The sequence below is a fragment of the Bradyrhizobium sp. NP1 genome (assembly GCF_030378205.1).
Classification (GTDB): Bacteria; Pseudomonadota; Alphaproteobacteria; order Rhizobiales; family Xanthobacteraceae; genus Bradyrhizobium.
Map to the genome: position 1 here is coordinate 3,437,426 of NZ_CP127385.1, position 17,631 is coordinate 3,455,056.

The 17,631-nt window shown below is 63.3% G+C and carries 20 protein-coding genes; 10 read left to right on the plus strand and 10 right to left on the minus strand.

Annotation, left to right across the window (positions count from 1 at the left end; genetic code table 11):
* The first annotated feature begins 178 nt into the window (after positions 1 to 178).
* Entirely contained in the window at positions 179 to 793 is a 615-nt protein-coding gene (locus QOU61_RS16390) for a sigma-70 family RNA polymerase sigma factor (protein ID WP_289660357.1), read from the plus strand.
* Positions 790 to 1,473: an NrsF family protein gene (locus tag QOU61_RS16395; protein WP_289660359.1), complete on the plus strand. Its 684-nt coding sequence runs from the start codon at positions 790 to 792 to the stop codon at positions 1,471 to 1,473. The genes QOU61_RS16390 and QOU61_RS16395 overlap by 4 nt, the downstream gene beginning before the upstream one ends.
* A gap of 689 nt (positions 1,474 to 2,162) precedes the next feature.
* Here the strand turns inward: QOU61_RS16395 and rclC are convergent.
* From rclC to QOU61_RS16410, 3 genes are read right to left on the minus strand one after another with little or no spacing between them, the layout of a single operon-like run.
* Positions 2,163 to 2,789 carry a reactive chlorine resistance membrane protein RclC gene (gene rclC, locus QOU61_RS16400; RefSeq protein ID WP_289660362.1) on the minus strand — a complete coding sequence of 209 codons (627 nt, stop codon included), beginning with the start codon at positions 2,787 to 2,789 and terminating at the stop codon, positions 2,163 to 2,165.
* Positions 2,790 to 2,798: 9 nt separating this feature from the next.
* Complete coding sequence (locus QOU61_RS16405) at positions 2,799 to 3,158, minus strand: carboxymuconolactone decarboxylase family protein (RefSeq protein ID WP_354142532.1); 360 nt, start codon at positions 3,156 to 3,158, stop codon at positions 2,799 to 2,801.
* Between the two features lie 58 nt (positions 3,159 to 3,216).
* Positions 3,217 to 3,726, minus strand: a complete 510-nt coding sequence (locus QOU61_RS16410) for a DUF305 domain-containing protein (protein WP_289660364.1) — start codon at positions 3,724 to 3,726, stop codon at positions 3,217 to 3,219.
* 57 nt (positions 3,727 to 3,783) lie between these two features.
* Between QOU61_RS16410 and QOU61_RS16415 the strand changes: the two genes are divergently transcribed.
* Positions 3,784 to 4,803: an AraC family transcriptional regulator gene (locus QOU61_RS16415; protein ID WP_289660367.1), complete on the plus strand. Its 1,020-nt coding sequence runs from the start codon at positions 3,784 to 3,786 to the stop codon at positions 4,801 to 4,803.
* A gap of 335 nt (positions 4,804 to 5,138) precedes the next feature.
* On the opposite strand, the gene QOU61_RS16420 is transcribed toward QOU61_RS16415, so the two are convergent.
* Positions 5,139 to 6,032 (minus strand): LysR family transcriptional regulator, encoded by an 894-nt coding sequence (locus tag QOU61_RS16420; RefSeq protein ID WP_289660370.1) that lies wholly within the window; start codon positions 6,030 to 6,032, stop codon positions 5,139 to 5,141.
* A gap of 283 nt (positions 6,033 to 6,315) precedes the next feature.
* Between QOU61_RS16420 and QOU61_RS16425 the strand changes: the two genes are divergently transcribed.
* From QOU61_RS16425 to QOU61_RS16435, 3 genes are read left to right on the plus strand one after another with little or no spacing between them, the layout of a single operon-like run.
* Positions 6,316 to 6,882 (plus strand): hypothetical protein, encoded by a 567-nt coding sequence (locus tag QOU61_RS16425; protein ID WP_289660372.1) that lies wholly within the window; start codon positions 6,316 to 6,318, stop codon positions 6,880 to 6,882.
* Entirely contained in the window at positions 6,812 to 7,606 is a 795-nt protein-coding gene (locus QOU61_RS16430) for a VOC family protein (RefSeq protein WP_289660375.1), read from the plus strand. Before QOU61_RS16425 ends, QOU61_RS16430 begins: the two co-directional genes overlap by 71 nt.
* A 59-nt stretch (positions 7,607 to 7,665) precedes the next feature.
* Positions 7,666 to 8,067: a nuclear transport factor 2 family protein gene (locus tag QOU61_RS16435; protein ID WP_289660378.1), complete on the plus strand. Its 402-nt coding sequence runs from the start codon at positions 7,666 to 7,668 to the stop codon at positions 8,065 to 8,067.
* Between the two features lie 193 nt (positions 8,068 to 8,260).
* Here the strand turns inward: QOU61_RS16435 and QOU61_RS16440 are convergent, their stop codons facing one another.
* The 3 genes from QOU61_RS16440 to QOU61_RS16450 all read right to left on the minus strand — a co-directional run bounded on the left by QOU61_RS16440 (position 8,261) and on the right by QOU61_RS16450 (position 9,495).
* Positions 8,261 to 8,635, minus strand: coding sequence for a septal ring lytic transglycosylase RlpA family protein (locus tag QOU61_RS16440; protein ID WP_289660380.1), 375 nt, complete (start codon positions 8,633 to 8,635; stop codon positions 8,261 to 8,263).
* A 292-nt stretch (positions 8,636 to 8,927) separates the two neighbouring features.
* The gene (locus QOU61_RS16445; protein WP_289661553.1) at positions 8,928 to 9,134 is read right to left on the minus strand and encodes a cold-shock protein; all 207 of its coding nucleotides are present in this window, start codon (positions 9,132 to 9,134) and stop codon (positions 8,928 to 8,930) included.
* A gap of 88 nt (positions 9,135 to 9,222) precedes the next feature.
* A complete protein-coding gene (locus QOU61_RS16450) occupies positions 9,223 to 9,495 on the minus strand; it encodes a hypothetical protein (RefSeq protein ID WP_289660382.1) in 273 nt (90 codons plus the stop codon).
* A 329-nt stretch (positions 9,496 to 9,824) separates the two neighbouring features.
* On the opposite strand from QOU61_RS16450, the gene QOU61_RS16455 reads away from it, so the two are divergent.
* Positions 9,825 to 11,327: a L,D-transpeptidase family protein gene (locus QOU61_RS16455; RefSeq protein ID WP_289660384.1), complete on the plus strand. Its 1,503-nt coding sequence runs from the start codon at positions 9,825 to 9,827 to the stop codon at positions 11,325 to 11,327.
* Between the two features lie 57 nt (positions 11,328 to 11,384).
* Positions 11,385 to 11,660 (plus strand): DUF3303 domain-containing protein, encoded by a 276-nt coding sequence (locus QOU61_RS16460; protein ID WP_289660386.1) that lies wholly within the window; start codon positions 11,385 to 11,387, stop codon positions 11,658 to 11,660.
* Positions 11,661 to 11,691: 31 nt separating this feature from the next.
* Here QOU61_RS16460 and QOU61_RS16465 read toward each other — a convergent pair whose 3' ends face one another.
* The 3 genes from QOU61_RS16465 to QOU61_RS16475 all read right to left on the minus strand — a co-directional run bounded on the left by QOU61_RS16465 (position 11,692) and on the right by QOU61_RS16475 (position 14,127).
* Positions 11,692 to 12,852: a caspase family protein gene (locus QOU61_RS16465; protein WP_289660387.1), complete on the minus strand. Its 1,161-nt coding sequence runs from the start codon at positions 12,850 to 12,852 to the stop codon at positions 11,692 to 11,694.
* Positions 12,853 to 13,120: 268 nt separating this feature from the next.
* Entirely contained in the window at positions 13,121 to 13,492 is a 372-nt protein-coding gene (locus tag QOU61_RS16470) for a hypothetical protein (protein ID WP_289660388.1), read from the minus strand.
* A 95-nt stretch (positions 13,493 to 13,587) separates the two neighbouring features.
* Positions 13,588 to 14,127, minus strand: a complete 540-nt coding sequence (locus tag QOU61_RS16475) for a TetR/AcrR family transcriptional regulator (protein WP_354142539.1) — start codon at positions 14,125 to 14,127, stop codon at positions 13,588 to 13,590.
* Between the two features lie 160 nt (positions 14,128 to 14,287).
* Here QOU61_RS16475 and QOU61_RS16480 point away from each other — a divergent pair, with 160 nt between their 5' ends.
* Together QOU61_RS16480 and QOU61_RS16485 are read left to right on the plus strand one after the other, a co-directional pair.
* Positions 14,288 to 15,523, plus strand: a complete 1,236-nt coding sequence (locus tag QOU61_RS16480; protein ID WP_289660392.1) for an MFS transporter — start codon at positions 14,288 to 14,290, stop codon at positions 15,521 to 15,523.
* A gap of 549 nt (positions 15,524 to 16,072) precedes the next feature.
* Positions 16,073 to 17,467 (plus strand): ammonium transporter, encoded by a 1,395-nt coding sequence (locus QOU61_RS16485; protein WP_289660395.1) that lies wholly within the window; start codon positions 16,073 to 16,075, stop codon positions 17,465 to 17,467.
* The last annotated feature ends 164 nt before the right edge of the window (positions 17,468 to 17,631 follow it).

A 17,631-nucleotide genomic window follows, 5' to 3' on the forward strand; every position in this document is an offset into this window, starting at 1 on the left:
ATCCTCTCCTATCTGGCCCCTGCGGGGCTCCCATGGGAGAGGTTCGACGGGGTTTCCAAAAAGGTTACCGCGTCGGAAGAAAATAATTGGCTACCTGTCCCCGGGAACCGGGTGTACTCAATGAACTCTCGAAGGCGCCGCTCTGCGGCCGCCGGAGCAGTGGAAACAGGCCCCTTCGATGCCGGAAGGTAACCCGCCATCTGCGCCGCATCTCTTCGTGATCAGGCCGAACCAGCCCGCTCGGCAGGGCACGGCGTCCGACTGGTCGGGAAGAATGGCGCTCGCCCAAGCCGGCAATCGTCAAGAATATCGCGCGCTGTTGCTGGAAATCGAGCCCTATATCCGTTCGATCGCCAGACGGTGCTTCAAACATGAAGCGGACGTGGAAGACGCAGTTCAGGACGTCTTGCTGACCATTCATGCGATACGGCACACCTATGATCCGGGACGTCCCTTCGCGCCGTGGCTCACCGCCATCGCAAATCGGCGCCTGATCGACCGGCTGCGCCGCCAGACCCGCAAGGCCGCGCGCGAAATCGAGCTTACGGCCGAACATGAAACCTTTTCGCAAGCTCCAGCGAACCGTGATGAGATGGCCGAGCGGGCCTTGCTTGATGCCATCGAGCGGCTTCCGCCAGATCAGCGCGACGCCGTGCGGATGTTGAAATTGAACGAGATGTCGTTGAAGGATGCTTCAAAAAGCAGTGGCCGGTCGGTGTCCGCCTTAAAGGTCGCCACACACCGCGCCGTTGCAAATCTGCGTCGATTGCTCAAGGGCGGGCACGTGCCATGAAGACGTCCGAGCTGATCGACAGGCTGGCCGATACCGCTGCTCCCGTGCGCCCGTTGCGACCACCGCTTGTGCGCGCGGCGCTGTGGCTGTCGGTCGCGGCGGCCGTGCTCGCGCTGCTCGCTGTCGGCCACGGCGTCAGGCCGGACTTGCCGGCGCGGCTTCACCAGGGCGTTTTTGTGGTGAGCCTGGGCGCGGCACTGGTCACGGGTATTCTCGCCGCGATCGCAGCGTTCAATCTCGGCCAGCCCGAGAGCTCGCGGTGGTGGTGCCTGCTGCCGGTCCCCGCTTTAGCGGCGTGGGTCTCGACGATCGGCTATGGCTGCCTGACCGATTGGGTGGATATCGGCCCGGATGGCGTCCGCATGGGCGAGGCGGTCCGCTGCTTTTCGACGCTGTTGCTCACGAGCCTTCCGCTGTCGGTCGCGATGCTCGTCATGCTTCGCCACGTCGCCGTGCTGCGCCCCACGATCGTCAGCATGACGGGCGGGCTCGCCATTGCCGCGATGACGGCCTTTGCGCTGTCACTGATTCATGACCTTGATGCCACGATCATGATCATCGTCTGGCAGCTCGGAACGGCGGTCGCGATCGCGGGGCTCGCCGGCATCCTGGGCCGTTCGAGCTTCGCATGGGCTGCAACCCGCATTTCTCCAGGCGTTCCCGCTTCGCTGACGCAATAATAGTGCTTCGGGCATCTGCGGGATGCGGCCGACCTGGCCGTCAGGGGAGGCTTCACCGTCATTCGCGGATCGACAATCCACGAACTTGACGCCAGCGTCGGGGCGTCAGGACCACACGACTTCTTCGTCCGCATCATTGTCGTTCGTCTTTCGACGTCGACGCGGCCATCGCGTCCCGCCCCCAACACTCGTGACGATCGCGAAGCACCCCTCTTGGCAGGCGCGATGCGCGGATTGAAGCCCCCGACGCATCAAGCGCAATATTTTTGCGCGAGGACCAGCCTGTTCGTTGAGTGTCTTGCTCGCTACAAGCGAACGTCCGCTATAGGTCCGACTTGGACATCTGGCGATGTTCGTCTCCGCGCCGTTGTTGAGGGCATAACGGACATCAAACGCCTGATCCTCGCTTCTTATGAGTACACGCCCTAGGAGTGGGCAGCCGCAGCGAACTTGCCGACGCTGGATAGAAGCAGCCTCAGGCTTTGGGGGGCTACGCTGAAATTTTCTGCTCATCAGAGCATTGCCGGTTTTGACCCTTAACGGTCATGGTCCGCGGCGGGCGGCCCACACAGGAGGCCGCCCGGTCGGCGGCCTCTTTCATTTTCAAGCAGACGGACCACGTCGGCTATTGGCAGATACTGTTCCAGACTGTTTCCGATGCTGCGGGTTCCGGTGGCAACCGGCTGCGCTCACTCGGCCGGGGCAATGGAGGTCTTGCTGGCCGTCATCGTCCGAAGTTTGGCGTAAGGGCGGGCCTCAAGGAAGGCGCGGGCGCTATCAGCCATGATCAGCAGGCCGCCGGCCAGCAGCATGACATCCTTCAGCACGAGCCGCCCGCCGCCTGACAGATAAGGGAAGCCGTGCTGCGCATCGCCAAGCGCAGAGACCCACGCGTCCGGCGTCGTGATCAGGAAAGACAACGTCACGAACGGCGTCAGGAACGAGAGCGTCGCGCCCACGATGCCCCATCGGCGCGAGAACACGCCCAGTAGCGTCAGCAGGCCGATCATTATCTCTAAAGTTCCGAGCCCGTCGGAAAAGCCATAGGTATTATTCGCGGTCTGCCAGGCCCGCTCGGCCGGCTTCAACTCACCCTCGTGCGTGAGGTGCGCCTTGTACTCGGCCGGATGCTCGTAGAAGAACGACATGAACGGGCTGTTGGCGACGAAGGGCGTGATGCTGTCGGCTTCATAAGGCGCGAATTTGAGCGCGCCGATCCACAGAAAGACGATCGCGATGGCGACGCGCATCAGCGGGATGCCGACCCGATCGGAATGAGCGATCCAGGAAAGCGGCAGACGAAGATAGCTGATCATGAGTTCTCCTCAGGCGTTGGGATTGATTTCGGCGGCGGCGTCGAATGCGTCGAGCGCGCGGGCGGAATAGACGACGGCCGCGCCGGCATTGACGGAGACCGCAACACCCAGCACTTCGGCTATCTCTTCCCTGGTCGCACCCCGTCCCCGGGCCTCCGCGGTATGTACCGTGATGCAACCGTCGCAGCGCAGGGTGATGGCGACCGCAAGCGCGACGAGTTCGCGGGTCTTTTCGTCGAGGTGACCGGCCTTCTGGCCGGCCCGGCTGAGGGTGGTGTAGCCCTTGATGATATCGGGGTTGAGCTTGCCGAACCCGCCGACCCCGGCGAGAAGCTGCTGCCGATATGTATTCCAATCCAGCATGTGCATGACGCTCTCCTTTTCGATGCGATGTGAAACGCGGAATGAATGGTAGGATTGACTGTATTCAACGCGCCGCGTTGCGCGCGGGCCGGGCGCCGTCTTGAGAAGCGTGACCGGACTGCGTTGCCGATGACGTCCCCTCGGACAGCGGCCGGCCCAGCGCCGCCTTCATCGCGCCGATCTGCCGCCGCTGCCCGGCAATGATGTTCCTCGCGATCCGGCGCAATTTTTCGTTGTGGCCGTAGTGCAGTTCGGCCTCCGCCATATCGATTGCGCCCTGATGGTGGGGGATCATCATGGCCGTGAAGTCTGCATCGACATTGCCGGACGGCTTCACCGTCATGTCCTTCATCATCTTGCTCATGGCGGCCTGGTTCTCGGCCATGAAGGACGCTTCCGCGATTTGCTTAAGGGACCGTTCGGCTTTGTCGGCCGAGGCCGCCTGTTGCGCCGAGGCGTGAGCGGGATAAGCCAGGACCATCAACGCAAGGGCACCGCTGATGAATGTTTTGTTCATCGCGTATTCGTGATCGTTGCGCGTCGGAACCGCGCGCTTGGGTTGGTGCATCCGCATTACATTCTCCTCATTCATTCGATGCTTTGAGAAATCGGGGCGAACGAGGAATTGGCGATGCTCTCGCGGCGCAAAATCTATGCCGGCAGGATCAAACATCCAGACGACGCGACAGAGCCGGCTACTCTCGACCCGTTCAGTTCGATTGCTCCCCTGTTCCGGGTGCGCCCGGAAATTCAGGACGTGTGCCGATTTGGCTTGCAATGGGAGGTCGTGCACGAAGCGGAGCCGGCGGGTTTTGCTCAATTTCACATCGTGACCAATGGAAATTGCGTGCTGGAGCGGTATTCCGGGGAAACGTTCAAACTGGAAGCCGGCAGCATTCTCCTGCTCCCGCAGGGCGACTCCCACGTCGTGCGATCGGCGAGCCGTGGCGGAAGCTCCGCAGCGCCGATCAGAACCGAATACAACAACGCGATCAGGATTAAGACCAACACCCGCGGCGCGACCGAGACCGAGATGATCTGCGGCCGGCTGCGGTTGGACGGGGCCATGTACAGCCTCGTCACTGCCGCATTGCCAAAGGCGATCGTGCTCAGCATCGGCAGAGGGGATCTGTCCGACCGGATGCGGATGCTGGTGCGGGCGATCGATGAGGAGCTGCAGGCCGCGCGTCCGGGCGCAGCGACGATTGCCACCGAGCTTGCCACCGCTCTCTTCGTGATGATGCTTCGGCTGCATTTCGAACAGTCCGCGGCAGCGAGCGGCATATTACGGCTGCTCGCATCGTCGTCCTCGGCCAGAGCCGTCGCCGCCATGTTGAGAGCTCCCGCGCATCCATGGACGCTGGACGAGCTTGCGGCGGAAGCGCATGTTTCGCGCGCGACTCTGGTTCGGATCTTCCGCAGGGAGGGGGATATTGCGCCGCTTGGCTTCCTGAGCGAGTTGCGACTTGGTCTGGCACGCCATCGCCTCGGCTCGACAACTGGAACCCTGGCGCAGGTGGCGGCGGCGGTCGGCTACGATTCCGAGAGCGCATTCGTGCGCGCGTTTCGGAAACGTTACGGGATTTCGCCCGGTCGACTCCGCTCCGTCATAACGGGCGATCTCGCGGAGAAAGCTCACCCGATTCCATGATAGCCGAACGCAGCGTGAGGCTGACAGCACGGCCGTAATAAAAGCAGGAAAGGCCGCTCCGGTTGGCGGCCTCTCTTTCATTTTCAAGCAGGCGGAGCGGCCATCGCATCCCGCGCCCAACACTCGTGACGATCGCAAAGCGCCCCTCTTGGCAGGCGCGGGATGTGCCGAGGAAAGCCATTGATTTGCCCGACGCATCAAGCGCAATATTTTTTGCGCGAGGACTGGACGACCCAAATCAGCTCGAGATCGCTGGACAATTTCGATTTTGCGCGCAGGCGTTTGCGCCGAAATCGTCGTACGATTGCGAAGAACAGTTCCCGACGCGAGGGTCGCTAGGATGGGGCTGCCGCAGCGAGCTTGCCGACGCTGGAGAGAAGCAGCTTCAGGATCGGCGATTTGTTTGCCTTGTGGTACGCGATGACCAGGTCCAGCGTGGGCGCTTCTCCCTTCACCGGGCGGGTGGTTATCGTTTCGGGCAGATACCGCTTTGTGTAAGCCGGCAGCAGCATGACCGCGCGCGTCGATGTGATCATTGATATCGCATGGACGACATTGTGAACTTCCTGTTCCGGCTTGAGATCGATGCCGGTCCGGTTGAAATACTCCAGGACGACGCGGCGCACCGCAGGGGCGGCTTTGGATGGGAAGTAGAACGTTTCATTGACGATCTCTTGCGGCGCGACGGCTGCTTGCGACGCCAGGCGATGGTCGCTCGGAAAGACAAAGACCAGCGGGTCCGTTCGCACGCGTTTATAGGCCAGATCTCCCATTTGCTCTTCCGGCCGCATGAAGGCTGCATCGAGCTTGCGTCGCATCAAGGCCTTCGCAAGCAAAGGGGAGTAGTCACTCGACAGCCGGATTTCGATGCCGGGAAACTGGTCGCGAAGCACGTGGTTCACCTCGGGCAACAAATCGATTTCGGCTCCCGACAAAAAGCCAAGGGCGAATGTCGGTCTCGCCGGCTGCGCCGCGCGCAGCGCTGCTTCCTTTGCTGCCTCTGCTTGAAGCAGCGTCATTCGTGCATGGTCCAGAAAGGCTTTGCCGGCCGACGTGAGTTCGACACCGTGAGCGCCACGGGTCATCAGTTGAACGCCGACTTCCTGTTCGAGATCCCGGATTTGCCGGCTGAGTGATGGCTGGGAAGTGTGGAGCGTTTGCTCGGCGGCAACGGTCAAACTGCCCGCGTCGGCGACAGCAACGAAGTAGCGGAGATGCCGGAGCTCCATCACTGCCTCCCATGTCTTGTAAGCATGGGCCCAGCTTACAAAGTCTTTTTCGAGCCGAACAGCGTGGATTATACCGCAGAAGCCAGCTTTGCGCGGGGTCTGCCTGCCAAGCAGAGCGTGGCGCGGCCTTGATCCGTCCGGCGCGGCACGGAAGGCCTGCGCCGTCTGCCGGAGCGTGCACATGTGCAAGGGCGTTCGAGCGTCGCTGTTGCTTCTTCTGCTGATGGCAGGATCGGGCGGCGCCGCGGCACAATCCCCCAGTGATCAACCGAGGGCGAGCGGCATGGAGAAAGACGTCGCGAAAATCAAGCAAGCCATGCTCGGAAATTGGGAGAGCATCGCGCCCGAGGTGCGGCCGAGCAAGAACCCGGACGGCTCGCTCAAGCCGTTCTATCTCAAGCGCGCTTTCAAATATCTGCCGTCCGATCGGTTCGAGCTCGAGGTCATCAACTCAGCCGACCCCTACGGTGCGGTGCCGCTCGCGCGGATCAAGATCGGCGGCCACATGCTGTGGCAGGGGCCGCATCCGATCGCTCTGGGCGCGCAGAGGGTCGACTTCGTCGCTGATGAAGCCTACGAGGTGACGCCGCTTGCGCCGGGATTTGCCGACGTCCTCAACAAGGTCGCCTCAGTGGGATACGCCACCTGGGCGGTCAACTCACCGCAGAGCATATTCGGGAAGGCCTTCGCTCCTTTCGGCCTCAAGGAAGGGACGAACTTCATGGAATACGACCTGGTCTACCTCAAGGGCGACCTGCTGTTCTGGGGGGCTCGCAACATTGACGGCCGCGGCTTTGATGCGGAGCAGAACCGCCCGACCAACCTGCAGATCCCGCTGGTCCGAAAATAGCCGGGGTCTGGTGCATCGTTCGAACAACGGCCGGCAGATGCAACTGGCAAAAAACGTCATCGACGTCGGACTTTCGACGAACAATCTGGAGCCAATGCTGCGGTTCTGGCAGCAGGACGTCGCTATTCGCTTCGATCATGTGTTGCCGGTTCGCCGCGGGCAGAAGCAGTACAGGCATGATGTGCAAGGCTCCGTCATCAAGCTCAACCATCATGTGGAGCCCTTGCCGGAGGCCGCACCCAGCGGTTACCGCGAGCTGATCATCGCCAGAGAAGATCTGCAGAAACCGCGACGGATGGTCGATCCTGACGGCAACCGTGTCCGACTGGTGCCGCCGGGTCATGAGGGCGTCACCCAGATAGGCGTTGCCATGGGGGTCCGCAGCCTCAGCGAACACCGCAGGTTCTATGGCGATATCCTCGGCTTCGCCGAACAGTCATGGTCGGGCGGCCCGGCCTTTCGCCTCGGAGACAGCCTCGTTCTTCTCGAGGAAGACGTTGCGGCGACTATCGATCCGGTTCGCCAGGCGCGCGGCTGGCGCTACATCACCCTGCAGGTCGCCGATATCGACGCCGTCCATGGCGCGCTGCGAGCCAAGGGCGTGCGCGAGGGCTTTGCACCGATAACCCTTGGAGACGTGGCGCGGATATCGATGATCCTCGATCCTGACGGCAATTGGATCGAGCTTTCGCGCCGTGCCTCGATCGTTGGCGGTCTGACTTGAGCGGCGCAGGGAAACCGTCTTTTCCGAGGACGAGCAATGCGTACGGGAGGGAGCGCGACATGCCAGCCACGTCACCCGAAGAGAACAAGAAACTCGTGCTGAAGGCGTTCGATGCGCTGTTCAACAAACGCGACTATGCGGCGGCGGAGCGCTTCTGGTCGGACCGCTATATCCAGCACAGCGCCCATATTCCGCCGGGCCGGGACGGGTTGTTCAATCTCGTTCGCGGCCTTCCCGGCACACTCCGCTACGAAAATCACCTGATCCTCGCCGAAGCAAACTACGTCATCGCCCATGGGCGCTTTTCGGGCCACGGGCGTCCGAGGTCATGGATCGCCGCCGATATCGTGCGCTTCGAGGACGGCAAGCTCGCCGAACACTGGGACGTCCTTCAGGACGAGGCGACGCAGGCGGAATCTCTTAGTGGTCTCCCAATGTTCGGCGAGGGCTTCCCGGTCTGAGCGCATGACGTGGTGCGCTTCCGCACTCCCGCGTCCGAACGGTGAGGACGTCGCCGAACAATGTCCACGATCATCGAAAAGGAAGGAGCGCGATGAGCTTCAGCATCGAGGTCAGACTTTTTATCGACGCGCGGGATTGGGCCCTGTGAAGGTGAGGTGAGGCCAAAGCCCCGGAGTTCGCAATCAGCGTGCGTCATTCATAGCCGGCACGACGCACCGTGACGCGGCATAACCCGTCGCAGCCGATCTTCCGTGCGGCGCCCAGCGAGAAGTCCAGCACTCTGCCGCGCGCAAACGGGCCGCGATCAAATACGGGGCATTCGATCTTTTTTCCGTTTTCGAGATTGGTGACGATGAAGACCGTGCCCAGCGCCTCGGTGCGATGCGCGCAGGAGATTTCGTGGGGCTTGAAGCGCTTGCCGCGCGAGTCCCATTTGTCTTCCCAGTAGATGGAGGCTTCCTCGTTGTCGGCAGGCGGACGCGCGATGCGGCCCATCCACATCTGCTGGAATGAGTCGGCCCGCGCCGGCCAGTTATCCAGCCCGAGCGCAAGCGCGGCCAGCGTCATTCCCAGAGCAGCGCGGCGATACCCTGCCATAACCCCAACACAACCCACCCGATGTAAGGGCAAGCTATGATTAATGCGTTGGTTACTACTTGGGCGCGGTTGTGTCCGAATTGGGCGTTCAGTTGGGCGGCGGCGGGGCAGGGCACAAATCCCGGCCCGGCGACGACCAGGTGATCGAATGAGAGCCTGCTGAGCGCGGTAACGCCCACGTTGCGCTTTTCAGCGGTGAGGTTTTGCGGTCAGCGCCGGGTTCGAAACGCCCTGCAAGCGCACGTAACGCCAAGATCGAGCTTCACCCGAGGCGCAAATTCTCGGCCGACATCTTTCCCGAGCGGCCCGGTTTCAGCTCGTAACTGACACGCGCGCCGTCAGCGAGCGACGTGCAACCGGCCCGCTGCAAAGCGGTAATGTGCACAAAGACGTCGGCTCCGCCGTCATCGGGCTTGATGAAGCCATAGCCCTTCGTCGCGTTGAACCATTTTACAGTCCCCATGGCCATGTCGGCGTCCTCGTACTTCAGATAGAAATAATTGCAGCAGCGCATCGACGTTTGCGCGGTTCGCGACACGATCTCGATCGGCTGATTTTCATGCGTCAAGATTCAGGATGCGAAACTCGAACCGGCGTGCTGCGAAGGACCTTTCGGCCTCGAAGCGCGCCTTGTCCCTGACGCTGAGTTGTCTCAGTCCGGACCGCAACGCCGCTTCGGCTTCCTTCATGTAATTTCGCAGTTCGCGTCGCTCAAAGGGCGTAATCGACGGCTCGGCGACAAGACGCCAGGCCGTTCGAAGCCAGGCCTTCAGCGCAACAACATCGTGATCCAAATCCTCGGGCATTGAAGCACCGGGCGTCCGTTGCAAAGAAATTCAAGTTCAACAGGGCTACTTGACGACCGCCTCGCCTGGCGGCGGCTGGTCTCAATCAAAATCTCGATTATTATTGATCGGAAGCATGCATTTAGATGGTTAACGAAGGGTTATTGACGCGCCCGCCGCTTCGGACCGGCGATCCCCCGATGTGCGGGCGACGCTCCCCGGTTATGGCGAGCCGAGGTTGGCTGTGTGACATCCGTCGCCGGTCTTTCAACCGGCGGATCGGCGAGCATTCGGCAAGTTCCACGCTGGCAGGTTCGACCGATCGGCGTTAGTCTTTTGAACAGAAGCTGGCGTGGCGCGATCGGATGGAACGCATGTCGTCGCGTTTTTCGAATGCGAGGGGCAGGCCGGGACGGCTGCGGCCGGTGCCTCTCGCCGTTGCCGGTCTGATCGCCTTGATGGCGGCGGGGGATGAGGCGGGCGCCAGGGGCGGCCGAGGCGAAGCCGAGTCGATCCAGTCGCGCACCGCCGGCGAGCCCATCATGGCCATCGTTTCGCTCCGCAGCCAGCGGATCACGGTCTATGACATCAAGGGCTGGATCCTGCGCGCGCCGATATCGAGCGGCCAGAAGGGACGTGAGACGCCCGCCGGGATCTTCAGCGTCATCCAGAAAGAGGCCGAGCACTACTCGAACCTCTATGACGATGCCTACATGCCCCACATGCAGCGCATCACCTGGTCAGGCATTGCGCTCCACGGCGGCCCCTTGCCGGGATATCCGGCGTCGCATGGCTGCGTCCGGATGCCGTTCGACTTCGCCGAGCAGCTGTTCGACGCGACGCGGCTTGGCTTGCGGGTCATCGTGGCGCCGGCCGACGTGGCGCCGGTGGAGATAGCCCACCCGGCTCTGTTGCAGCCGAAACCCGGTGCGGACGCCTTGGCCGCCACCCGGACAGCAGAGGCGGACGAGGCGACACGGAAGGCGGATGAGGCGAAACGCATCGCCGGCGCCGCCTTTCGGGACGCCACGCAAGCCATGGTGCCGGTGCGCGCGGCGGAAAACCTGAAGCTGCGGGCTTCGGCGCAACTGGCGGACGCCGAGGCGGCCCTTGGTTCTGCAACCGCGACCGAGGCGCGGGAACGGGCCGAAGACGCCAAGGCGAAGGCGACCGCCAGGATCGCCGAGCTGGAAGCGCAGTGGACCGCTGCCAAGGCCGAGCTGCAACCGAAGCTCGATGCGCTGTCGGCCGCGCGTCAGGCGGCTGACGCTGCGGAGACCGCGCGGATCGTCGCGGCTGAGGCGGCACGGCAGGTCGCGCGTGCGCTCGAGCCGGTCTCGGTGCTGATCAGCCGCAAGACACAGCGGCTTTACGTCCGGCAATCCTTCGAGCCCGTGTTCGAGAGCCCGGTCACAATCGTGGACCCCGATCGTCCGATCGGCACGCATGTCTTCACCGCGATGGAACGCGCTGGCGGCGATTCAAGCGTTCGATGGAGTGTCGTCTCATTGGACGGCGGACGTCCGAATGGCGGCACGAACGATCCCCTTCGCGGAGCGAGCGCGGGCGGTGGCCGCGACGTCGAGCCGGCGTCGGCGGCTCCGGACAATGCGAAGGCTGCGCTCGACCGGATCGTCATTCCCCAGGATGTGCTGGATCGCATTCCGGGGGTGGTGCCGCGATCGTCCCTGATCGTCACGGACGAAGCCGTCAGCACGGAGACCGGCAAGGGGACGGATTTCGTGGTCCTGCTGAGCGGCGAGCCGCAGGGAGGAATCAAGTTTCGACGCCGCGCCCCGGTCGCCGAATTCGGCTACGCGCGGCCGCGCGCTTTCATGCCTTTTTGGCGCTCGCCTGTCGCGGCTCCGTTCTGGTGATTTTTTCTCGCGGCCGGCGGCTGCGATCATGATCGATTTTTAAAGGGAGGACGTTCCATGAAATACATTTCTCATTGGAAGTTGCCTCAAGGCACCGTGAATGCCGCGATCAAGCGATTTCTCGAAACGGGCGGCTCGCCGCCGGAAGGCGTGAAAATGCTCGGCCGCTGGCACGGCATGAACGGCGAGGGGTTTGCGATCTCCGAGTCCTCGGACCCGAAGGCGATGTATCAGTGGTACGCGCAATGGATCGACGTGCTCGATCTGAAGGTCACGCCCTGCGTGGAGGACGCCGAGGCCGGTCCGATCCTCGCGTCATTGCCCAGGCGTTGACCCGCGATCCGGTTCTCTTCGCAGCGGCCCGTCACTGCAGGCTCCGCTTCCAGTAGCCCGTGCCGAGCTTGCCGGTGATGACGGCAGACGCGTCGCGGACCTCGTAGGAGCCTGCGTCCGCGTAGCCCGCAAGCCCTCTTGTGGCGTGCAGCGACCAGTGGCCGTTCAGAGCGGTGATGGTGCCCTCGTGCGCCGGCGCCGCGCGCCGTCCCTCGGCGCGGAATTGGTAGGTGCCGTCGCCCATGATGCGCCAGACCCAGCGCGACGCGCCGCGGTCGTTCGGCACCATGATCTCCCAGGTCCCGACCAGCGCGGGATCGATGGCCAGGGGCGGAGGGGCGGGCACCGCCGGCGATGCAGCCCCAGCCGCTGGCGCGATATTCGCCTGCGTCGTGCTGGCCTGGTCCGCCGGCGGCCGGTCGGCAAGATAGATCGCCCTGCGCGAGAGCGAGCCGTAGACGAAGGGCTGCTGCTGGTTTCCGGTCGCCTCCATGACGTCGTCGCGGACATTGCGGAACATGAAGGTGACTTCGATACCCGGCTTCTCGATGTTGCGCAGGAGCGCCGCCGTGAATGGGCTGTTTCGCCCGTCGCCATCGAGTGCGGTGGTGCCGTCGCGCGCGGCATAGGCGACCAGCACGTTGCCGACCGGCTCGATACGGCCGAGCCCGCCGCCGCTGATGGCGCGCAGCGCCAGCGACCGGTTCATCTTCGCGGCGAACGGGTTGTTGCGGCAGGCATCGAGGATGACGAGGCCAAGGCTCGTGGTGTTCGACACCTGCAAGATCACGCTGCGCAGGCTGATCGCCTCGCTTTCCGCATCGGTATCCTTCTTCAGTTCGGCATCGACGGGGATCAACCAGTTCTCGCCGCTGATTTCCATGCCGTGGCCGGCGAAATATACCGCCGCCATGTCGGCGCCATCGGCATCGCGCCCCAGCGCGATCAGGCTGCGCCGCAGGTCGTCAAAAGACGCGTTGGTGATGAAGGTCACCGCGAAGCCGAGGCGCTTGAACGCCGCGGCGACATTGCCGGCGTCGTTCTGCGGATTGGGCAGCGCCGGTACGTTCCGATAGGCGCTGTTGCCGATCACCAGCGCCACGCGCTTGCCGTCCGCGGCGGCGGGCGCCACGGCGAAGCCCGCAAGCGCGGCGATGACGCCCAGTCCCAGAACAAACCGGCGTCGGTTCATATTGGCTCCCGATCGGACCTGACGACAGCATTTTTGTACAGCAGCCGGGGCGAAGCAGCCATGGGAATGGCCCGCCGGAAGGCATCAAAATCGCAAGCACAATGAACCGGACTTGCGAGGCGAGGGACGAATGATGAGACGACAGGCAAATGTCAGGAAGTTGGATGCCGACCGGAGGAATGAGAGTAACGTCCGGCGCGGCCGCGAGCGTCGTCGACCTGATCGAACAGGACGTGCCGCATTCGCCGCGCGCCCCAAACTGCGCCACCTACTTCGCGTTTCTGTTTCTGCTCGCCCCTCTCAGCGGGGCCGGAGACGGTGCCAAATTCGCCGTATCCGTCAGCTGAATACAGGTCAGAAGATCGACGTAGCTTTGAAGACCTGCTGCAACGGCCTCGCCTTCGCAGCGATCGCGAATGGAAACCGGTGTGGTTTGCCAGATGGTGCCGAGCTGCTGCTGCGCGGAGGTCTCGTCGCGCAAACAGTCCGCAAGGCTCTGAGCTTCGGCCAGTTTCATCGCTTGATCTACAGCGGTCGTCTCTTTGCACGTCGCCTCGACGGTCAGCCGCGGAATGTGATCCGAAACCGGTGTCACCGGTTGGCTGGTCAAGAGCGCGAGCGAGAACAGCACAACACTCATCCTGTAATCCTCCTACTTGCCTGGGATGACAGGACGCAACCTCGAACCTCACCGCCCGGCCAGGCTTGATCCAGGTCAAAGCCGCAACCGGCCATTCAGGATGGGACCTCGACCCCGGCATTGCGCAGCAGCACTTTCGCCGCCTCTTTCGCCGCGCGCGCCATCGCGGGGTCATCACGCACCAGGTCTTGCGCGATCGAGCCGTCGACCAAAAGCGCAAGCTGGGTCGCAAGCGCTTCGGCGTCCTTGACGCCGAGCTGGTGCAGGAGATCGCGAAACCACAAGCGGCGGCTCTCCTTGAAGGCGACCGCCGTCTTCTTCACCGATTTGTCGTCGGGGCCGAGCTCGGCGACCGCGTTGACGAACGGGCAGCCGCGAAAATTTCTCGAAGCAAAGCGCCGCTCGAGCGAATCGAAGGTGGCGAGGATCTGCTCGGCCGCCGGCTTGTCCGACGGCTTCGGCTTCACGAAGCGGCGTTCGAGATAGGCCGCAATCAGCGCGTCCTTGGACGGGAAGTGGTTGTAGAGCGTGCGCTTGCTGATGCCGATTTCGGCCGCAATGGTGTCGACGCCGACCGCGCGGATGCCCTGCAGGTAGAACAGCCGGTCCGCGGTCTCCAGGATCCGCTCCTTCATCGTGGGTTTGGCTTGCAGAGATGCCATGCGCCAGGGGGTATCCTCGTGCCTTGACAGCGTGGCCGATCTATAGCCCAATTACACAGGTCTGTGTAATCTAATAATCGCGACTCGGAGGTCGCTTTGTGTCGCGCGGCGGCCGCGCGGGAGAACAAGAACAATGCCCCTGCTGAAGGTCCTGCGTCCCACGCTGCCCATCCTGGTCGGCGCATCCATCATGCTGACGCTGGGCATGGGGTTGCGGCAAAGCCTCGGAATCTTCCTGCAGCCCTTGACGCGCGACATAGGGATCTCGGTTTCGGATTTCACGCTTGCGGTCGCCGTGCAGAACCTCGCCTGGGGATTCCTGCAGCCGATGGCGGGCGCGCTGACCGTGCGCTACGGCTTCCGTCCCGTGATGATGATCGGCTCGGTCTTCAATGTCATTGGTCTCGCGCTGATGGCGATGGCGCACGGGCTGACCAGCATCATCATCGGCGGCGGCATCCTGATCGGGATTGCGCTCGCCTGCACGGCATCCGCGATCGCGATGTCGGTCTCGGCGCGCGCGGTGCCGGCAACCGTGCGCTCGACCGTGCTCGGCATGGTCTCGGCCGCAGGCTCGCTCGGCTCGCTGCTGGCGGCGCCGATCGGGCAGGTGCTCAGCGAGGATTATGGCTGGCGCGCCGGCTTGGCCGGCTTCGTGGTGCTGTCGATCCTGATGATCCCTGCGGCCTGGTATGCCGGCCGCGTCGACCGCGTTCCGCTGCCGAAGACCTCGGGCGACGAGATCGGCAATACCAGCGCTGGTGTCGCGGTGAAGGCCGCGTTCTCCAACGCCTCCTTCCTGGTGATGACCTGCGCCTACATGGTTTGCGGCATGCAGCTCGTCTTCCTCACCACGCACCTGCCGTCCTATCTCGCGATCTGCGGCATGGACCCGATGCTGAGCGCGCAGACGCTGGGCGTGATCGGCGGCTTCAACGTGCTGGGCAGCCTGTTCTTCGGCTGGGCCGGCGGGCGCTGGAACAAGCTGATGCTGCTCGGCATGATCTACGTGTCGCGCTCGCTGATTCTCGCCTGGTACTTCATGCTGCCGCCGACGCCGGCCTCGACGCTGCTGTTCGGCGCGCTGATGGGCTTCCTCTGGCTCGGGGTCGGTCCGCTGGTCGCGGGTGCGGTGGCCGAGATGTTCGGCCTGCGCTGGCAGGCCATGATCCAGGGGCTCGCCTTCATGAGCCACCAGCTCGGCTCCTTCCTCGGCGCCTACGGAGGCGGGCTCATCTACGACGCGCTCGGCTCCTACACGATGGCCTGGCGGATCGGCGTCGCGCTCGGCCTGGCCTTTGGCATCATCCAGATCGCGTTCGCGCTGATCCGGCCGTTGTCGCCGCCGCCGGTGCTGAAGGCTGCCTAGGCCAATCCATTCCGTCTTTGCGTCTTCAAGGTGCGGCCGCTGCCAAGCCAAACGGCAGTGATCGATCTGCCTATTTCCTAATCAGGTCATCGCTTCTCTGCTGTCAAGAACGGCAATAGCCAACCGCGCTCGCAGGCTTCCGAACTGGAATCGACAGCGATTCAATAGGTTATCTCAATGGCCTCACTGGCACGAATTTTGACTGGCTTTAGCGGGGAATTGAAGGCGGAAGCGTCGTGGACGCGTTCCGTCCTTGCTGATCAGGGAACGCTGGCGAGCCATGAGGCGAGCCGCTGCCAGTTTCTGGCCGTCCAAGCTCGGCGACTTTGCCATGGCGCCGGGCGTCGCCGGGCTTGTGCCAAAGGTCACGACTGATTTTTCGGCCGCCTCTCGGCAGGCGAGGCCGCTTGCGGCTCTTCCACGACATTGCGGGAATCGAACAGGCGGGCGTAGCGCCGCTCATTGCGCGCGCCACGCGCCGTCATGGCTCGAAGGAGCGGCAAAGCGGCTCCGCAAGCCCTCACAGACTTTTCTTGTGACAGGAGGAAGATGATGGAAGCAGGGACATATGCGCGCCAGCGGCTCGTGAAATTTGCGGTCGCGGCGTTGGGGATTGCGTTCTTCTGTCTTGCGCTGGGCGACATCGCGGCCGCGCAGGACGCGGCCGCGCCAGCCTGCGGCGGCAAGGTTCTCGAAAAATGCACGCCGAATTCCGGCGACACGGCCTGGATGCTGACGTCCGTGGCGCTTGTGCTGATGATGACAATCCCCGGCCTCGGCCTCTTCTATGGCGGCATGGTGCGCAAGAAGAACGTCGGCGACACGGTGATGACTAGTTTTGCCGTCACCTGCCTCGTCACGATCCTGTTCGCCATCCTGACCTACAGCATGGCATTCCGCGCCGGCACGCCCTTTGTCGGCGGCCTGGATCGCATGTTTCTCAGGGACATCCTGAGCGACATCGGCAAGGGAGGTATCGGCAATCCCAATCCGCTTGCCGCGACGATCCCCGAAGCCGTCTATATCTGCTTTCAGATGACCTTCGCGATCATCACGCCGGCGCTCATCGCCGGTGCATTTGCCGAACGCATGAAATTCTCCGCCATGCTCTGGTTTATCGGCCTGTGGGCGATTTTCGTCTACGCGCCGATCGCGCACTGGGTGTGGGGACCTGACGGGTTCCTCTCCTCCGGCAACGATGCCGCGTGGGTGAAGGTGCTCGATTTCGCCGGCGGCACCGTTGTGCACATCAACGCAGGCGTGGCAGGGCTGATGTGCGCCATCATGCTCGGCAAGCGCAAAGAGGCCGGACCGGCCCACAACATGGTGCTCACGTTCATCGGCGCTTCGCTGCTGTGGGTCGGCTGGTTCGGCTTCAACGCCGGCTCCGCCGTCACGGCAGGGATGCAGGCCGGAATGGCAATGCTCGTGACGCAAATCGCCACCGCCGTTGCTGGCTTCACCTGGATGCTGGTGGAGTGGGCGCTCAAGGGCAAGCCGACCGTCGTCGGCATCTGCTCGGGTGCGGTCGCCGGCCTCGTTGCCATCACGCCGGCCTCCGGATTCGTGGCACCGATCGGCGCCTTTGCCATCGGGGTAGGCGCGGGTGTCTTCTGCTACTGGGGATGCACCAGCCTGAAACGCATGTTCGGCTATGACGATGCGCTGGATTGCTTCGGTGTGCACGCGATCGGCGGCATCGTCGGGGCACTGCTCACCGGGGTGTTCGCGGTCGAGCAATACGGGGGAACGGCGGGCGTTCTGGAAGGCAACCCCGGCCAGTTCGTCAACCAGTGCATCGGCGTCGCGATCGTGTTCGTTTATGACGCGGTCGCCAGCTTGATCATTCTTTCCGTGGTCAAGATGTTCGTCGGCCTCCGCGTGGCGGAGGAGGCGGAGCGCGATGGCCTCGACCTCGCGTTGCATGGCGAAGTGGTGCACTGAGCCACGAAGGCAGCGCCCCGCGGCGTCGAGCGTCGCGGTCAACAAGCTGTCGGATAGTTGGGTGGAAGCAGCCCTGGCGCCCGCGTTGCAACGGGCGCCAGGGCACGAGGAGGTGACGTGATGACCGAGACCTTTGCCCAAGGCGTTCTGCTGCTCGGGCGGGT